A 15,814-nucleotide genomic window follows, 5' to 3' on the forward strand; every position below is an offset into this window, starting at 1 on the left:
TGATTTACAACACACGGTTTACAACGCGTTGTTTATAAAACATTGTTTATAACACAATGGAAGAGAACAACTGGCGATGAAGTTTTTGGGCATGGCCATCGGTCATTGCAGAGATATAGTCCGCGATAACACGCATTTTTGCACTCTCGCACTTTGCTTGTTGCCATAATGAACATGTGTGCTGTGGCAGCAGGCGCTCTGGGTCTGCACTTAGCGCTTCAAACAAATCCATGATGATCTGTTGCCCCTTGTACTCAACAATCTGAACTTGATGCACTTGAATTACATACTTACTAACGAAGTGCTTGAGCACTTCAAGTGCTTTTGCCATTTGTGGCTCTAAACAAGCGTTCCATGAAAGTAATGGATTACGGAAAGGCTCATCAACGACTTTAATCGAGATACTGGTGAGCAGGGCGTTAACGATACCGCCAATCGCATCTTTGCGTTCATGGTGTTTGCCACTAAATAGCATCTGGCCAATGGAGCCAATGTGAGTTTCGAACCACGGGTCACCGCAATCTGCCAGTTTGCTTGCCGCTCCCTCTTGCCATTGCTGACGAGTCACCATGCCCAGAACGATGGCATCTTCTAAATCATGCACGCCATAAGCAATGTCATCGGCCAACTCCATGATGGAGCAGTCGAGCGATTTAAAACGTGTTTTACTGTGCTCTAAATCTGAGCTTGGTCTGCAACGCATTTGGCTCAGTAACGCTTTATCTTCATCCGTTAATGGGGCAATGACCCAATCAAACAGATCTTTGTCACAATCGTAAATGCCTTTTGCAGGGCTCCAGTCTTTTGCTTTGAGTTTGCGTTGATGTTCAACCGGGTTCGGTAAACGCTCTGAACGCGTCTGGCTGAGTAGTGCAGGGTACTTGATGAGACCAAGTAAGGTTCGGCGCGACAAGTTCATTCCGAAGTGTTCGGTATATGGCTCCAATTTGGTCACAATACGAAAGGTTTGCGCATTGCCCTCAAAGCCGCCGTGATCTCGCATCATGTAATTCAGCGCCACTTCGCCGCCATGTCCATACGGTGGGTGCCCAATGTCGTGAGCGAGACACAAGGAATCTATTAAGCTGTCAGATGGCAGTAAATCTCGAAACTCAGGCTGTTTCTTCTTTAACTGTGCAACAATGCCGGTTCCGAGCTGTGCCGCTTCTAACGAGTGGGTCAGGCGAGTACGATGAAAGTCCTCTAAGCTGTTGCCATGAACTTGGGTTTTTGCTTGTAAGCGTCGAAAAGCCGCGGAGTGTAGGATCCGTGCGCGATCTCGTTGATACGGGCTACGGTGGTCATCACGACGAATTTTATGCTCATCATCATGGCGTTCTTGCCACTGGCTTGGTAAATCAAATGACACGGGACTCTCCGTTAACTAGCTGATTTCATCTAAAGATAACTCAAAGCTGGGCGCAAAGGTATGGAGGAAATATTTCATTTCAGGGGTTTTTCTTTCTTGTAACGTGATGTCGAGACGTTTTTTTGCCAGAGCAAACTCGTGGTTGCCTGCACTGAGTTCTTCTAAACATTTTAAGTAGGCACAAATGGAGTCGGCTTGTTTGACGATCTTAGCGTCTTCTTCATGGGCGGAATGAGAGAGGAGGTAAGGTGCAAAATCATCTTGAAACTCTTCCGGCAACATCGAGAGCAGTTTTTGCTCCGCTGCAGCTTCTATCTTCTTATATTCTTTTGCAATTTCTGGGTTGTAGTATTTGACCGGTGTCGGCAAATCCCCCGTTAATACTTCACTTGAGTCATGATACATCGCAAGAATAGCAATACGCTCTGGGTTTAGGGTTCCGCCAAATTTCTTGTTTTTAATGAGAGCGAGGGCGTGAGCAACAAAGGCGACTTGCAGGCTGTGCTCAGACACGTTTTCTGGCGAGACTGAACGCATCAAAGGCCAGCGTTGGATCAGCTTCATGCGTGCCAAATGGGCAAAAAAATGGCTTTCTTTCATTGCTCTCTCCTGTCTACCCACATATTCAGCTCTATGTTGAGATGTGGATATTAGATATGAAAAAGGAGCTCACTGGGAGCTCCTCTAAGCATATGAGAGATCAGCAGTAATTACTACTGGCTGTACGTCGATAGGAATCGCTCAAAACGTCCAATTGCCGTTTCAAGGTCTTCTACGTGTGGCAGCGTCACGATACGGAAATGGTCAGGCTTAGGCCAGTTGAATCCCGAACCTTGCACAAGAAGCACTTTTTCTTGTTTCAAAAAGTCGAGCACCATCTGTTGGTCGTTCTTGATGTTGTACATCTTAGTATCAATTTTTGGGAACAGGTACATTGCGCCTTTTGGTTTTACACAAGAAACGCCAGGTACTTGGTTGATCAACTCCCATGCACGGTTGCGCTGTTCAAGTAAGCGGCCGCCCGGTAAGATCAACTCGTTGATGCTTTGGTATCCGCCTAGTGCCGTTTGAATGGCGTGCTGCATCGGTACGTTGGCACATAAGCGCATAGAGGAAAGCAACTCTAAACCACTGATGTAGCCTTGAGCGAGGTGCTTTGGCCCTGTTAGGAACATCCAACCGCCACGGAAACCACAAACGCGGTACGCTTTAGACAGGCCATTAAATGTCATCACCAAAACATCATCAGTCAATGTTGCAACGGATGTGTGTGTCGCACCATCGTAAAGCACTTTGTCGTAGATTTCGTCGGCAAAAATGATCAGGTTGTGCTGACGGGCGATTTCAATCACTTCAAGTAGGAAATCACGATTGTAGACCGCACCCGTTGGGTTGTTTGGGTTGATCAGAACAATACCGCGTGTTTTTGGAGTGATCTTCTTTTTAATGTCGTCTAGATCTGGGTACCAGTCCGCACCTTCATCACACATATAGTGCACAGGTGTGCCACCAGACAATGCGACAGACGCCGTCCACAATGGGTAATCTGGCGATGGGATCAGCATTTCGTCACCGTTATTCAGTAACGCTTGCATTGCCATGACGATCAGTTCAGAAACGCCATTGCCCACATACACGTCTTCGACATCCAGTGAACGAATGCCTTTACGTTGGTAGTGCTGTACAACGGCTTTACGTGCAGAGTAAATGCCTTTGGAATCACAGTAACCTTGAGACGTTGGTAGGTTACGGATGACATCAACCAGGATCTCGTCTGGGGCATCAAAACCAAATGGGGCAGGATTGCCGATATTTAGTTTTAGGATTTTATGCCCTTCTTCTTCCATGCGCTTAGCATGTTTGAGTACAGGCCCCCTAATGTCGTAGCATACATTGTCGAGTTTTGACGACATCCCGATATTTTGCATTGCGTAATTCCTAAAAAATCGTTAATTTCTTTATTAAAATACAGTAATTTGATATTTATTAGAATAAATATCTGTAAATTATCCTGTTGCTGGCTAATTTTTGTTCGGCTTCAATCACAGGATTTTGCAAAAGATCGCATACCACCTTGATTTGCTTTGGGTCTAAACTTAGAGTAGCCGTCAGTTATTCCTTATCCTCACGTATTTCGAGGTTGATTTGTCACAGTTCCATCAAGCCGTAAAGAGAATTATCGAGCGAGTTCAGCAAGCGGAAGGCAATCAAACACGTCTAGTCGAACCTCTAAGTGTGAAACCAAATTTCGCATTTATTGATTGGCTAGAGGCACAACCACTTTTTCCCAAGTTTTACTGGCAGTCCCGTGATACTCGTGAAGAAGTTGTTGCTCTTGGGCAACTCCATACATTCGTAGAACCTGGGCCTGCTTACACCATTCTGGGTGAGGGGCAGCGAGTTTGGGGTGGTCGTTCATTTGATGGCCAACATGAAAAAAATCGCCGTTGCATGCCGTCGTTCTTTTTTCTGCCACAAATAGAATTGATACGCTTTGATCAGCAATGGTCTCTTGCCGTTAACATTTCAGACGATAAAACTCGTACATTAGCTGGTTTGCAGAAACTGGTTTGTGATGTACAAAGCCTAGCGCCCGTTTCGTCGCACATTTTATCTATCGAACATTCGCCATCGGAATCTCAGTGGCATGAACTAGTTGATAAGGTGCTGACTGGGATTAAAAACGATGACTTCAAGAAAGTGGTCTTGGCACGTAAGTCTTCTGTTCATTTAGACACAGAACTCAGTGCTGCTCAGTTATTAAAAGCCAGCTATTTAAATAATCACCATAGCTTCCATTTTTTGTTTAGCTTAGACAGCAAGCACAGCTTTATGGGCTCGACGCCTGAGCGACTTTACTCCCGAGTTGGGCATGAACTTCATACCGAAGCGCTTGCGGGCACCATAGGCCGTGGTAGCAACGCTGCAGAAGATATGGAATTGGCAAATTGGTTGTCGAATGACTCGAAAAATCTCAACGAAAATCAATATGTCGTAGACGATATCATCGAGCGTTTACAACCTCACTCTGAAGCGGTTGAAGTCGATAAAGAAGCGAGTTTAGTTCGATTAAGAAAAGTGCAGCATCTCAAGCGTCATATTCATGCGCAATTACACTCTGGAATAAACGGTGTTCAACTGCTTTCTGCTCTGCAGCCCACAGCGGCCGTAGCCGGGTTGCCGCGTAAAGAGTCGATGCAGTTTATTCTTGATAATGAGCCGTTTGCTCGAGGTTGGTATGCCGGGTCTATGGGCTATATTAGCCATGAACGCGCTGAATTTTGTGTCGCCATTCGAAGCGCATTGATCCTAGGGGATCAAGTTCAGTTATTTGCAGGAGCAGGTATTGTTCCAGGTTCGATTGCAGAGCATGAATGGTCTGAGTTAGATAAAAAGATGTCGACATTACTTTCACTTATTTCAGAACACCCACCGCTAGGGGTGGCGTCATGAACGTCGATCAAGCGGTACTTAACCGTATTTGGTCTGAAACCATCTTATTGGAATTGAACCGTTGTGGGGTAAATCATGTTTGCATCGCACCGGGATCTCGTTCAACCCCTCTAACTTTAGAAGCGGCCGATAACCCGAACCTTACGATTCATACTCATTTCGATGAGCGTGGTTTGGGATTTATGGCGCTTGGCTTGGCAAAAGCAAGCGATGAGCCGGTTGCAGTGATCGTGACATCGGGCACCGCGGTGGCAAACTTGCTACCAGCAATTGCAGAGGCGAAGCTAACGGGTGAAAAACTGGTGGTGTTGACCGCTGACCGACCTGTTGAATTGGTGGGTTGTGGTGCAAACCAAGCGATTAACCAATTGGGCATTTTCTCTGGGCACGTTTCTGACAGCTTAAACTTACCAAGTCCGGCGTTATCGACACCGTTGAATTGGTTGCTGACCTCTATTGATGAAGTCATGTTTACTCAACGCCAAAAGGGCAGTGCTGTGCATATTAATTGTGCATTTCCAGAGCCGCTTTATTCAAATGGTGAGAAAAACGCTTATCAGCCTTATCTTGATACGGTTGCTCGTTGGCGAAATAGTACAGCGACATATTGCCAACGTTTTCTGTCTCAAGGCGTAGGCGAACTTCCTAGCTACGGCGACAAAAAAGGCGTGGTTGTTATTGGTAGTTTGCCTTTGCAGCAAGCTCAGGCTGCAACAGCATTTGCTGAAACAATGGGGTGGCCAGTATTTGCTGATCCACAAAGTGGTGTAAGCTCGAATTGGGCCTACTATGATCTGTGGCTTCAGCATGAGGTGTTTGCGCAGCAATTAGGCGAGTGCGATCTGATTGTACAGTTCGGTAGCCGAATTATCTCTAAGCGTTTAAACCAGTGGATTGAGAAACAAGTCTCTTTACACTCACAGGTTGATTATTGGCTGATTTCTTCTCGCCCAGAGCGTGACAACCAGAGTCACTTACCTCAGACGCATTGGGTGGCAGATCCTTGTCGTTGGGTAAGTCATACGGCTTACACTGAGTCTCTGTATGCTGGTTGGGCAGATCAATTAGCGGAAGATATTCAGAGAGTTATTGAGCAGTCGAATCAACTGTTTATCTCAAATCCTAAAACAGAACTAAGCGAAATTGCATTAGCCGTCGATATTAACGTACGCGCTCAAAATACAGATTTATTCTTGGGCAACAGTTTGTTTGTTCGCTTTGTCGACATGTTTGGCAAGCTTAATGCTACAGACGTTTTCACAAATCGAGGTGCGTCCGGTATTGATGGTCTATTCGCAACGGCCAGTGGCGTGCAACGTGCACGACAAAATCCATTGCTGATCTACATTGGTGATACATCTGCGCTGTACGACCTGAATTCCTTATCTTTGTTTACACATACGAAGTTGCCGACCGTCATCGTGGTGACGAATAATGATGGTGGTGCCATATTCGATTTGCTGCCTGTTCCCCAGTCTCGTCGTGAGCAATTTTATCAGATGCCACATGGGTATGAATTTGAGCATGCGGCAAAGCAGTTTGGTTTGAGTTATCTAAAGCCAAGTTCATTGGAAGAATACCAACGTGCTGTGAATGAACACTTAGCAAACGGTCAGAACGCACTGTTGGTAGAAGTGCAAACGCCGGCCAATCAGGCTGCTGAGCATTTAAAGGCATTTAATAAAAACTTACATGCTCTATTCTGAATACTATTCCGCAACTGAAAAACACCAAAGTGGCAATCAGCCCACTTTGGTGTTTTTGCATGGGTTGCTTGGCAGCGGGTTAGATTGGCAAGCATGTTTAAGTGAACTCTCTCAATATCATCGAGTAACCATTGATCTTCCTGGTCATGGACAAAGCCAATCGGTTCATTGCAGTGACCTGAGTGATTGCTGCAAACGGCTCAAATCCACACTATCTTTATTATTTCCCTCACAACAATCTTTTATTCTGATTGGTTACTCAATGGGGGGACGAATTGCAATGCATGGCCTTGCCCATCAATGTTTCCAAGATCTCAATATGAGAGGGGCGATCATTGAGGGGGGAAACTTTGGGTTGCAAACTGTGTCAGAAAAACAAGCAAGATTGGAAAATGATACTTATTGGGCTGAGCGCTTTAAAACTGAGCCACTTGAGTGCGTTTTGAACGATTGGTACCAACAGCCCGTGTTTTCTTCACTAAACCATGAGCAAAGACAAACATTAGTGGCAAAACGAAGTGCTAATCTTGGCTCGGCGATTGCGAATATGTTGCTTGCGACCTCTTTATCGAAGCAATCCTATTTGCTGCCAACATTGCTGAAACAAGCAGTACCACTCTATTACTTATGTGGTGCGAAAGATAAAAAATTTAGCCAATTGGCCGAAAACTGCGGATTGGCGTATCGACAAATTGAAGGGGCTGGGCACAATGCCCATCAAGAGCAACCTGCGCAGTTTGCGATGCAAATAAATCAAATAATTCATTCTCACTTTAGTGAGAGCAACGAGAACAATGGGAATCACCATGGCTAAAACAGTAGGCATTTCTGAAGAAGAACTTTACGCTCCAGTTCAATGGAAAGATTGCGGCGAAAAATATGAAGACATTCACTACCATAAATCGGTAGATGGTATTGCAAAAATTACCATTGCACGTCCACAGGTGCGTAATGCATTCCGTCCTCAAACCGTAAAAGAAATGATTGATGCACTTGCAGATGCACGTTACGACTCAGGTGTCGGCGTTATCATCCTAACGGGTCTTGGTGAAGATGCATTCTGTTCTGGCGGTGATCAGAAGATCCGTGGTGATTACGGCGGTTACAAAGATGATCAAGGTACGCATCACCTAAATGTGTTGGATTTCCAACGTGATATTCGTACTTGTCCAAAACCAGTGATTGCGTCTGTTGCAGGTTGGGCGGTTGGTGGCGGTCACGTGCTGCACATGATGTGTGACCTAACGATTGCGGCTGACAATGCTCAATTTGGTCAAACAGGTCCTAAAGTTGGCTCTTTCGATGGTGGGTGGGGTGCGTCTTATATGGCTCGTATCGTTGGTCAAAAGAAAGCGCGCGAAATCTGGTTCTTATGTCGCTTCTACAATGCTCAAGAAGCGGTAGACATGGGCCTAGTAAACACCGTGGTTCCGCTAGCGGATCTAGAAAAAGAGACCGTTCGTTGGTGTCGTGAAGTGCTACAGCACAGCCCAATGGCATTGCGTTGTTTGAAAGCGGCATTGAACGCCGACTGTGATGGTCAAGCTGGCCTGCAAGAACTTGCGGGTAACGCGACCATGATGTTCTACATGACAGATGAAGGCCAAGAGGGCCGTAACGCATTTAACGAGAAACGTCGCCCAGACTTCGATAAGTTCCCTCGTAACCCATAACCCGTATAAAAGAGAGGAGCCATGAGCTCCTCTGTTTCGTTATTCGTCCTGAGCGCCTCGCCTTCTGGGAAGCTAATGACTTTTCTCATTGCGGTGCTCAGGTTATGTAGCATTACATAGGATTCGAATTATGCGTAAAGCGAAGATTTATCGTTACTGCTTGCCGATGGATAGTGGCGTAATACTGCGTGATAACAAGTTAACTGAGCGTGTCGGTTACATCATTGAGTTGATTGAGGGTGACAAGCTGGGCCGAGGTGAAGTGGCGCCTTTGGTTGGTTTCAGTCTTGAAAGCACACAAGAAGCGGGCGTTCAACTTCAAGAGCAAGCAGAACGTTGGGTTGCTCATTTACCGATCGACTATAAACATATGTTCCCGTCGGTTGCATTCGGTTTATCGATGGCCCAGTTAGAGCTAACTGGTGGCTTACCTGAGCAAGGTCAGTATCAAGCGGCGCCATTATGTAATGGCGATCCAGATGAGTTGATCCCAAAACTGAATGAAATGGAAGGCGAGAAAGTCGCGAAAGTAAAAGTTGGGCTTTATGAGCCTATTCGTGACGGCATGCTTGTAAATCTGTTTCTTGAGTCTATTCCACAGTTAACGTTACGTCTTGATGCAAATCGTGCATGGACACCAGAGAAAGCGCAACAATTTGCCAAATATGTTGCCCCGTCTCTGCGCCAACGCATTACTTTCTTGGAAGAGCCGTGCCGTTCCCCGGGCGACAGTTTGTCGTTTGCGATAAATACTGGCATTGCGATCGCATGGGATGAAACATTACAGGATGCTGTGCGTCGTGAAGATTTTAGTTTAGAAGATCTGACAGGTGTAAAAACCATCATCATTAAGCCGACATTAATTGGTTCCGTTGATTTTTGTATTAAGCTCATTGAAAAAGCCAAATCGCTAGGGATGAAAGCCGTTTTAAGCTCAAGTATTGAATCCAGCCTAGGCCTCACTCAACTTGCCCGTTTCGCGCAATGGCAGTTGCCTGATGAGATCCCAGGATTAGATACAATAAGCTTATTCAAAGCGCAGCTCGAGCAAGGTTGGCCGAAGTGTGAACTTCCAATTGTTCCTCTATCAGAGCAGGAGTTAGTGTGGCATTCAGCATAGACACTATTGCGAGTGCACCATGGAAGTATTGGGCTCAAGTGAGCCCTTTTTCTATTGCACTTGAAACCACCACAGAGTCATTTAGTTGGCAGCAATTGGCGGCTCGTGTCGACCGATATACTCGCTATCTTCAACTGCAAGGTGTGACGGCTGGGGATGTGGTAACGTTAGTGGGCAAAAACCAAGTAGAAACACTTTGGTTTTACCTGGCGAGTCAGCAACTCGGCGCGATTGCTGCGTTGACCATGTCACAGCCTATAGAGGCACTACAAGGTAAGCTAACCACTCTGTATAAATCAAATCAGCAACGCTTTGTTTGGTTTGCTGATAACGCGGCGACGGCATATTCAGAGATGCAACTATCACAACTTGATGTTACTTTGCTCTCCTATCCTGTGATTGAAAGCACCGAGCTCACTTTCTCAGCAGAAGATTACCAACACGATACACTCGCCTCTATTGTATTCACTTCTGGTTCGACAGGGACACCCAAAGCTGTTGCTCATACGCACAGGCAGCATCTTGCTTCCGCTCAAGGTTTATTGAGTGAGTTTAGATTTAATCAGCAGAACACGTGGTTGCTCTCCTTGCCGCTTTACCACGTTTCTGGACTTGCGATTGTCTATCGTTGGTTGTTTGCTGGTGCAACACTTAAGGTTGGAAGTGGCAATCTTACTGAAGACATCATTGGTGCATCTCACGCATCTTTAGTCGCGACACAGCTCAAGCGCTTATTAGATGGGAAAGTTGAGCTGTCTCTTACGCATGTTCTGCTTGGAGGTAGTCATGTTGCCCATGAATTGGCATTAAGCGCGACTAAGCAGGGTATAGAAACTTGGCTAGGTTATGGCATGACGGAAGCGGCATCTACCGTAACGGCCAAACAAATTGACCGTATGAGTAATGCGGGACATCTTTTGAAAAATCGTGACATTAAGTTAGTCAATGAAAGGATTTATATTGGCGGTCAGACGCTTGCAAAAGGATACTTTTATCAAGGAGATCTTACATCGCTAGTGGATGAACATGGTTGGTTTGACAGTAAAGATCTTGGTGAGTGGCAAGGCAATGAACTCAAGATCATTGGTCGTGCAGATAACCAGTTTATCTCTGGGGGTGAGAACGTTCATTGTGAAGAGATTGAAGCGGTATTGAATAGGATTGATGGTGTTACTCAAAGTATTGTGGTGCCGATGGAAGATGCTGAGTTTGGTCATCGCCCGATAGCGGTGCTGCAAACCGACACGATGGCAACTAAGGACGAATACGAGATGCATTTACGAGCGCATCTTGAAAAGTTCAAATGGCCGATAGCCTACTACGTAATGCCCCAAGCCTTATTGGAAAGTGGAATTAAAGTATCGCGTAAAGCGGTGAAAGAATGGTTGCAACGCGAGCTAAAACAGTCGATATAGACGCAATGATCTAAAAGGAAATGCTAACAACATAGTCAATTTTGCTATGTGTTAGTTGGAAACGGAATTTCTTATCCTTATAACTCTGAATTATAATCATGCTTAAAGATTAGGAAATTAAGCATAAGGTTCAGGATGATCAAATTCGTGTTAGCTGCATCGGTGTTTTTGCAAATTGGTATTGCAGTTAGCAGTGAGGGATTAACGCGTTCGCTCGCTGAGTTGACCGCCTTTCTCGTTGCGATTGCTTTAGTGTTAGTTCATAAAAGCCAACGTGTGCGAAAGGACGATCAAACTCAGCCTCAAAAAACGGCCCGTAATTAGCGACAGACAAATCAGCTAATCAGTAACCATCCTAATGATGTCGTAGAGATCAGTACCCACAGGGTGACACCAAACATCAGGGGTTTCGCCCCGGCAGATTTCAATTTTGATACTGAAATACTGCAACCAATTAAGAATAAACACACCACAAGCGCTTGTTTTGCGATAGCGAAGATACCTTGATAAATCGCTTCAAACTGAGGGAAGAAATCGCTGAACGCAATCGCAGCGCAGTACCAGAAAATGAAGTAAGGTATAACTAACTTACTTTTACTCTCATCCTTGTTTCCACGAGAAAAAATGACTGCGCTGATCAGAGCCACTGGAATGATCCATAATGCGCGCGCCAATTTTAGTGTTGTCGCTGTGGTTAGCGCTTCCTCTCCGTAGGCTGAGGCCGCCCCCACCACTGATGAAGTATCATGAATAGCAATTGCCGCCCAAGTGCCGAACGTGTGTTGATCAAGACCAAGTGCATGACCAATGACAGGGAAGATAAATAGGGCTAAAGAGTTGAGAACAAATACGGTAGCGAGGGCTAGCCCGATTTGTTCGTCTTTTGCTTTGATCGCTGGCGCTACAGCTGCAATCGCACTGCCACCACAAATGGCGGTACCAGACGCAATTAAGTAAGCGGTGGTTCGCTCAAGCTTGATGGTTTTGGCGATCAACATACCAATGACGAGCGTGCCGACAATGGTGGCAATGATTAGGCCAATACCATCAGAGGTGACAGCGAGCGCTTCTTTAAAATGAATACCGAACCCTAAGCCAATAATGGAATAAGACAGCAGCTTCTTCGTGAATGAAGCGATAGGAAGCTCTGTAGGCACAAGGCTAAAACTGGCTAAAAGGAAACCAATGACAAGCGCAATAGGAGAAGACACAAAAGGGGTGAAGCAAAATAGCAGTGCCAACCCAAAAGGGACATTTTTAATATTCAAAGGGGCAGTTCGAGTTAGTTAGATGAAAGTTTGAGTATATCGCAACGCGAATGATCAGAAAGTCTTAATGATCTGAACCTGCGTTCAGAAAAACTAAACGAATGTTCAATACCACTGAATCTGTCTTTCATGATTACCGCCAATCGCCCCTTAGAGCTTTCACTTTTTCAAACATCGCTTGAGCTGTGGCATCTTTTGGTGCGACAGGAGAACCTGCTTCAATTTCCAACTTAGACCAGAAGCGTGTCGGCAACCCTGAACAAGCGCGGCCTTTTGCACGACTGAAATAACTGCCCCATAAGCCTTTTAATGCCATTGGGATAACAGGCACTGAGCTACGACGAAGAATAATGTCGATGCCTCGCATAAACTCGTTCATTTCGCCATCTGAGGTGAGTTTGCCCTCAGGGAAAATACAGACGATATGTCCCTCATTGAGTGCTGTTTCTACATCGCTAAAAGCACGGCGAATGGAGGTGCGATTATTTGCAGAAATAGGGATAACTCCGGTTCGGCGGAGGAAACGTCGTAATGGGGGTAAATTGGCATAATCTTCCTCCATGACAAAGCGAATCAATCGTGGGCACACGGCGCTTAATAATAGTGCATCCATATAACTCACGTGGTTACACACCAATAACGCACCGCCATGTTCAGGCAAGTGATGGAGATTTTTATGTTTTACGCGGTAAATAGTGTGAGTCAGCATCCATACAACAAAGCGCACAACGAAGATCGGGATCTGCAGAAAAATATAGGTGGCCACCAAGAAATTCAATATGGCTAAGAGCGCAAATAGCTGAGGAATGCTCATTTCAAGCACGCTCAAGCAAATAATTCCCAGTATGGCGCTGCCGACCATGAACAAAGAATTAAAGATGTTCAGTCCGGCAATAACTTGGGCACGCTCTGTTTCTTTGGCTCGATGCTGCATAAGGGCATAGAGAGGAACAATGAATAAACCACCCGATATACCTATCATCAATAAATAAAAGAACAGCGGCCACAGATCAGCGTAGCGAATGAACGCCAATAACGTGTGGAATCTTGGTAATTCATCTGGGATGGATGTCGCCATCAAATAGCCGAAAATCGTGATGCCTAACGCTCCAATCGGAACAATGCCAATTTCAATACGGTGGTTTGAAAACCAGTTGCAGGCCAATGAGCCTAAGGCAATACCGACTGAAAACAGAGCGAGCAGGAAAGATACGGCCGTCTCTGTACCGTTTAAATACACTTTGGTGAAGTTTGGAAACTGAGTTAAATAAGCCGCCCCCAAAAACCAAAACCAGCTAATGGCCATAATGCATTGGAAAACGATACGATCAGATTTCGCAATAGAAAGGGTATGTTTGGTTTGTTTATACGGTTGCCATTTAAATTGAATATCTGGCGCACTAGATGGTGCGAAAGGGATATGCCGACTGGCTAAATAACCAAGTAATGCAAAAATGACCACGCTAAACGCAGCAATATACTTAGCATTTTCAGCTGAGGCGATGAAACCCGCACCAATCGTACCAATCAGAATCGCTATGAATGTTCCTGCTTCAACGAGAGCGTTACCAGGAACCAATTCTTTGTCTGAGAGTTGTTGCGGTAATAGTGCGTATTTTACAGGACCAAAAAAAGCGGATTGTGTTCCCATAAGGAAGAGCAGAAGTAGCAAAATGCTATAGCTTTCAGTGATAAAACCAATCGCACCGACGGCCATAATGGCGATTTCAAATAGCTTTACCTTACGAATAAACCATGATTTTTCGTATTTGTCGGCCAGAACACCGGCGGAAGCAGAGAAAAGAAAAAAGGGCAGGATGAAAAGTCCGGCCGCTAAGTTTATAAATAAGTTGCTCGAGATTGGTAGTGCGCTTGAACCAGCAAAAGCAACAAACAGCAACAGTACATTCTTGAAGATATTGTCATTGAAAGCGCCAAAAAACTGAGTGATGAAGTAAGGCAAAAACTTTCGTTGACGCAATAAGGACGACTGGCTGTCTGATGACATGAATGCTCCTCGATTACCAGTTAGTCAGGTAATTGGAAAGGAGGTTGTTGATGAGCTCTTTTCCATCTATTGGTTCACTAGAGAAGAACTTGTCATCAACACTGAGTAACGTTATTCCATGAACGCCGGACCACAATACACGACTTGCCTGCAGTACCTCGGATCCCGAACGGTGAGGCGCAATTTGTGTAAGCAGTGATTCCAGCATGCCTGTCATGCCATCAATGCGCTTAGCATGCCACTCGGGAAGTTGTGCGCCATTCATATTGTGTTCGAATACAAGTTGCCAACGATGGGGGTGCTGCTGTGCAAAATCATGGTAACAGTAGGCAAGCTCGAAGAGTGCCTGTTGAGCATCTTTACTATTCTTGGTTGCCTTTACGGCTTCTTGCTGTAACTCATCTAGAGTTTGCGCAACCGCGTGCAGAAGCAATAAATTGTAGTTACCAAAAATATTGACTAATGTGCTTGGTACATAACCAATCAAGTTGGCTATCTTACGAAGGCTTAGTTCGTGGTAAGAATGCTCATCTAAAAACTGTTTGACTGTGGTTAAGGTCAAACTGATTAGCTCTTCTCTGGTGTGATCGTTTCTGCGCGCCATAATCTAAAACAACTTATTGAACATCGTTCAATATGATAGACAGCTACGGAATATGCGTCAATAAGCTAGGGTAGTGAGATGTGTAAGGCTTTGGCAATATTCTGATACATGTCTTCTTATTTGGATTGTTTCATTGTTCCGCCATCGGGGGTATGATGCCAACATGTTCATCTTTAGCATGAGTTCATCTATTCTTTATGAGTGAGCTGAATGCTGAGACACTTATCGTCAACACTAAGGATAACGATGAAACGTTTATTTTCGATTGTTGCTTTACTGATGTTTACTGTCGCCGTTACGCCGATCGCGGAAGCGAAGAAATTCGGTGGTGGTAAATCGTTTGGTAAGAGTTACAAAACTGCGCCTGCTCCTAAACAGCAGCAACAAAACACAAATACCATTGGTAAAGAACAAGGTGCTAAATCATCAAGTAAAAAGGGCTTGATGGGTGGTTTACTTGGTGGTCTTCTTGCTGGTGGTCTATTGGCCGCATTCTTTGGTGGTGCGTTCGAAGGTATCCAATTTATGGATATTCTTATCATCGGTTTGATTGCTTTCGTTATCTTCAAACTGATGCGCGGTATGCTTGGCGCCAAGCAAGGCAGTATGAATCAGCATCGTCAGCAACCTGCATTTGGCGGCAATGCGTCTAAGTTTGAGCAACCAAACATGCAAAACTTTGAGCAGCAGCCAAACACAAATGCGGGTGGTTTTGGTGGTTTCGGTTCACAAACTGATATCCCACATAACTACCCACCAGGTTTTGACCAAGCAGCATTCATCAATGGCTCTCGTGAGCACTACCGAATCTTGCAAGGTGCATGGAACCATAACCAGCTGCACACTATCGAAGAATACGTATCTCCAAGCCTGTTTGAAGACTTGAAAGCAGAACGTGCGAAGCTAGATGGTGAACAGCACACTGATGTGATGTATGTTGATGCAGAGATCGTACGTGCAGACTACGATGCGAGCAAAGCACAATTAAGCTTACAGTTCAGTGGTCGTTACCGTGATGCACAAGAAGGTATCGAAGAAGAAATCGAAGATATCTGGCACCTAGAACGAGATCTAACCGTGCCAAATGCGCCATGGTTGATTGTTGGTATTCAAGGTTAATCACCGACAGCGTTCAATTTAGTCTTAATAAAATCCCGCTTACTAGCGGGATTTTTTGTATCTGTACTAATCTAAACAA

At 45.2% G+C, this 15,814-nt stretch carries 14 protein-coding genes; 8 read left to right on the forward strand and 6 right to left on the reverse strand.

The window, feature by feature from the left end; translation table 11 throughout:
* Positions 1-46 precede the first annotated feature (46 nt).
* From VA249_RS04205 to VA249_RS04215, 3 genes are all read right to left on the reverse strand, one after another.
* Positions 47-1,369: an anti-phage deoxyguanosine triphosphatase gene (locus VA249_RS04205; protein ID WP_221069063.1), complete on the reverse strand. Its 1,323-nt coding sequence runs from the start codon at positions 1,367-1,369 to the stop codon at positions 47-49.
* Between the two features lie 15 nt (positions 1,370-1,384).
* On the reverse strand, positions 1,385-1,969 hold the full coding sequence (yfbR, locus tag VA249_RS04210) for a 5'-deoxynucleotidase (RefSeq protein ID WP_221069064.1): 585 nt from the start codon (positions 1,967-1,969) through the stop codon (positions 1,385-1,387).
* A 113-nt stretch (positions 1,970-2,082) separates the two neighbouring features.
* Complete coding sequence (locus tag VA249_RS04215; RefSeq protein WP_128811305.1) at positions 2,083-3,297, reverse strand: pyridoxal phosphate-dependent aminotransferase; 1,215 nt, start codon at positions 3,295-3,297, stop codon at positions 2,083-2,085.
* A 217-nt stretch (positions 3,298-3,514) separates the two neighbouring features.
* Here VA249_RS04215 and VA249_RS04220 point away from each other — a divergent pair, with 217 nt between their 5' ends.
* The 7 genes from VA249_RS04220 to VA249_RS04250 all read left to right on the forward strand — a co-directional run bounded on the left by VA249_RS04220 (position 3,515) and on the right by VA249_RS04250 (position 11,060).
* A complete protein-coding gene (locus VA249_RS04220) occupies positions 3,515-4,822 on the forward strand; it encodes an isochorismate synthase (RefSeq protein ID WP_221069065.1) in 1,308 nt (435 codons plus the stop codon).
* Positions 4,819-6,528, forward strand: coding sequence for a 2-succinyl-5-enolpyruvyl-6-hydroxy-3-cyclohexene-1-carboxylic-acid synthase (menD, locus tag VA249_RS04225; protein ID WP_221069066.1), 1,710 nt, complete (start codon positions 4,819-4,821; stop codon positions 6,526-6,528). The genes VA249_RS04220 and menD overlap by 4 nt, the downstream gene beginning before the upstream one ends.
* Entirely contained in the window at positions 6,515-7,342 is an 828-nt protein-coding gene (menH, locus tag VA249_RS04230) for a 2-succinyl-6-hydroxy-2,4-cyclohexadiene-1-carboxylate synthase (protein WP_221069067.1), read from the forward strand. Before menD ends, menH begins: the two co-directional genes overlap by 14 nt.
* Positions 7,335-8,201 (forward strand): 1,4-dihydroxy-2-naphthoyl-CoA synthase, encoded by an 867-nt coding sequence (gene menB / locus VA249_RS04235; protein WP_128811301.1) that lies wholly within the window; start codon positions 7,335-7,337, stop codon positions 8,199-8,201. Before menH ends, menB begins: the two co-directional genes overlap by 8 nt.
* Positions 8,202-8,331: 130 nt before the next feature.
* On the forward strand, positions 8,332-9,321 hold the full coding sequence (menC, locus tag VA249_RS04240) for an o-succinylbenzoate synthase (protein ID WP_221069068.1): 990 nt from the start codon (positions 8,332-8,334) through the stop codon (positions 9,319-9,321).
* Positions 9,306-10,736, forward strand: coding sequence for an o-succinylbenzoate--CoA ligase (menE, locus tag VA249_RS04245; RefSeq protein WP_221069069.1), 1,431 nt, complete (start codon positions 9,306-9,308; stop codon positions 10,734-10,736). Before menC ends, menE begins: the two co-directional genes overlap by 16 nt.
* A 135-nt stretch (positions 10,737-10,871) precedes the next feature.
* The gene (locus tag VA249_RS04250; protein WP_128811299.1) at positions 10,872-11,060 is read left to right on the forward strand and encodes a hypothetical protein; all 189 of its coding nucleotides are present in this window, start codon (positions 10,872-10,874) and stop codon (positions 11,058-11,060) included.
* Between the two features lie 11 nt (positions 11,061-11,071).
* Here the strand turns inward: VA249_RS04250 and VA249_RS04255 are convergent, their stop codons facing one another.
* From VA249_RS04255 to VA249_RS04265, 3 genes are all read right to left on the reverse strand, one after another.
* Complete coding sequence (locus VA249_RS04255; protein ID WP_211919972.1) at positions 11,072-11,977, reverse strand: YeiH family protein; 906 nt, start codon at positions 11,975-11,977, stop codon at positions 11,072-11,074.
* Between the two features lie 160 nt (positions 11,978-12,137).
* The gene (locus VA249_RS04260; protein ID WP_221069070.1) at positions 12,138-14,012 is read right to left on the reverse strand and encodes an MFS transporter; all 1,875 of its coding nucleotides are present in this window, start codon (positions 14,010-14,012) and stop codon (positions 12,138-12,140) included.
* Positions 14,013-14,025: 13 nt separating this feature from the next.
* Entirely contained in the window at positions 14,026-14,616 is a 591-nt protein-coding gene (locus tag VA249_RS04265) for a TetR/AcrR family transcriptional regulator (RefSeq protein ID WP_221069071.1), read from the reverse strand.
* A gap of 246 nt (positions 14,617-14,862) precedes the next feature.
* Here VA249_RS04265 and VA249_RS04270 point away from each other — a divergent pair, with 246 nt between their 5' ends.
* On the forward strand, positions 14,863-15,735 hold the full coding sequence (locus VA249_RS04270) for a Tim44 domain-containing protein (RefSeq protein WP_211919755.1): 873 nt from the start codon (positions 14,863-14,865) through the stop codon (positions 15,733-15,735).
* The last annotated feature ends 79 nt before the right edge of the window (positions 15,736-15,814 follow it).

The organism is Vibrio alfacsensis, assembly GCF_019670485.1.
Taxonomy (GTDB): Bacteria; Pseudomonadota; Gammaproteobacteria; order Enterobacterales; family Vibrionaceae; genus Vibrio; species Vibrio alfacsensis.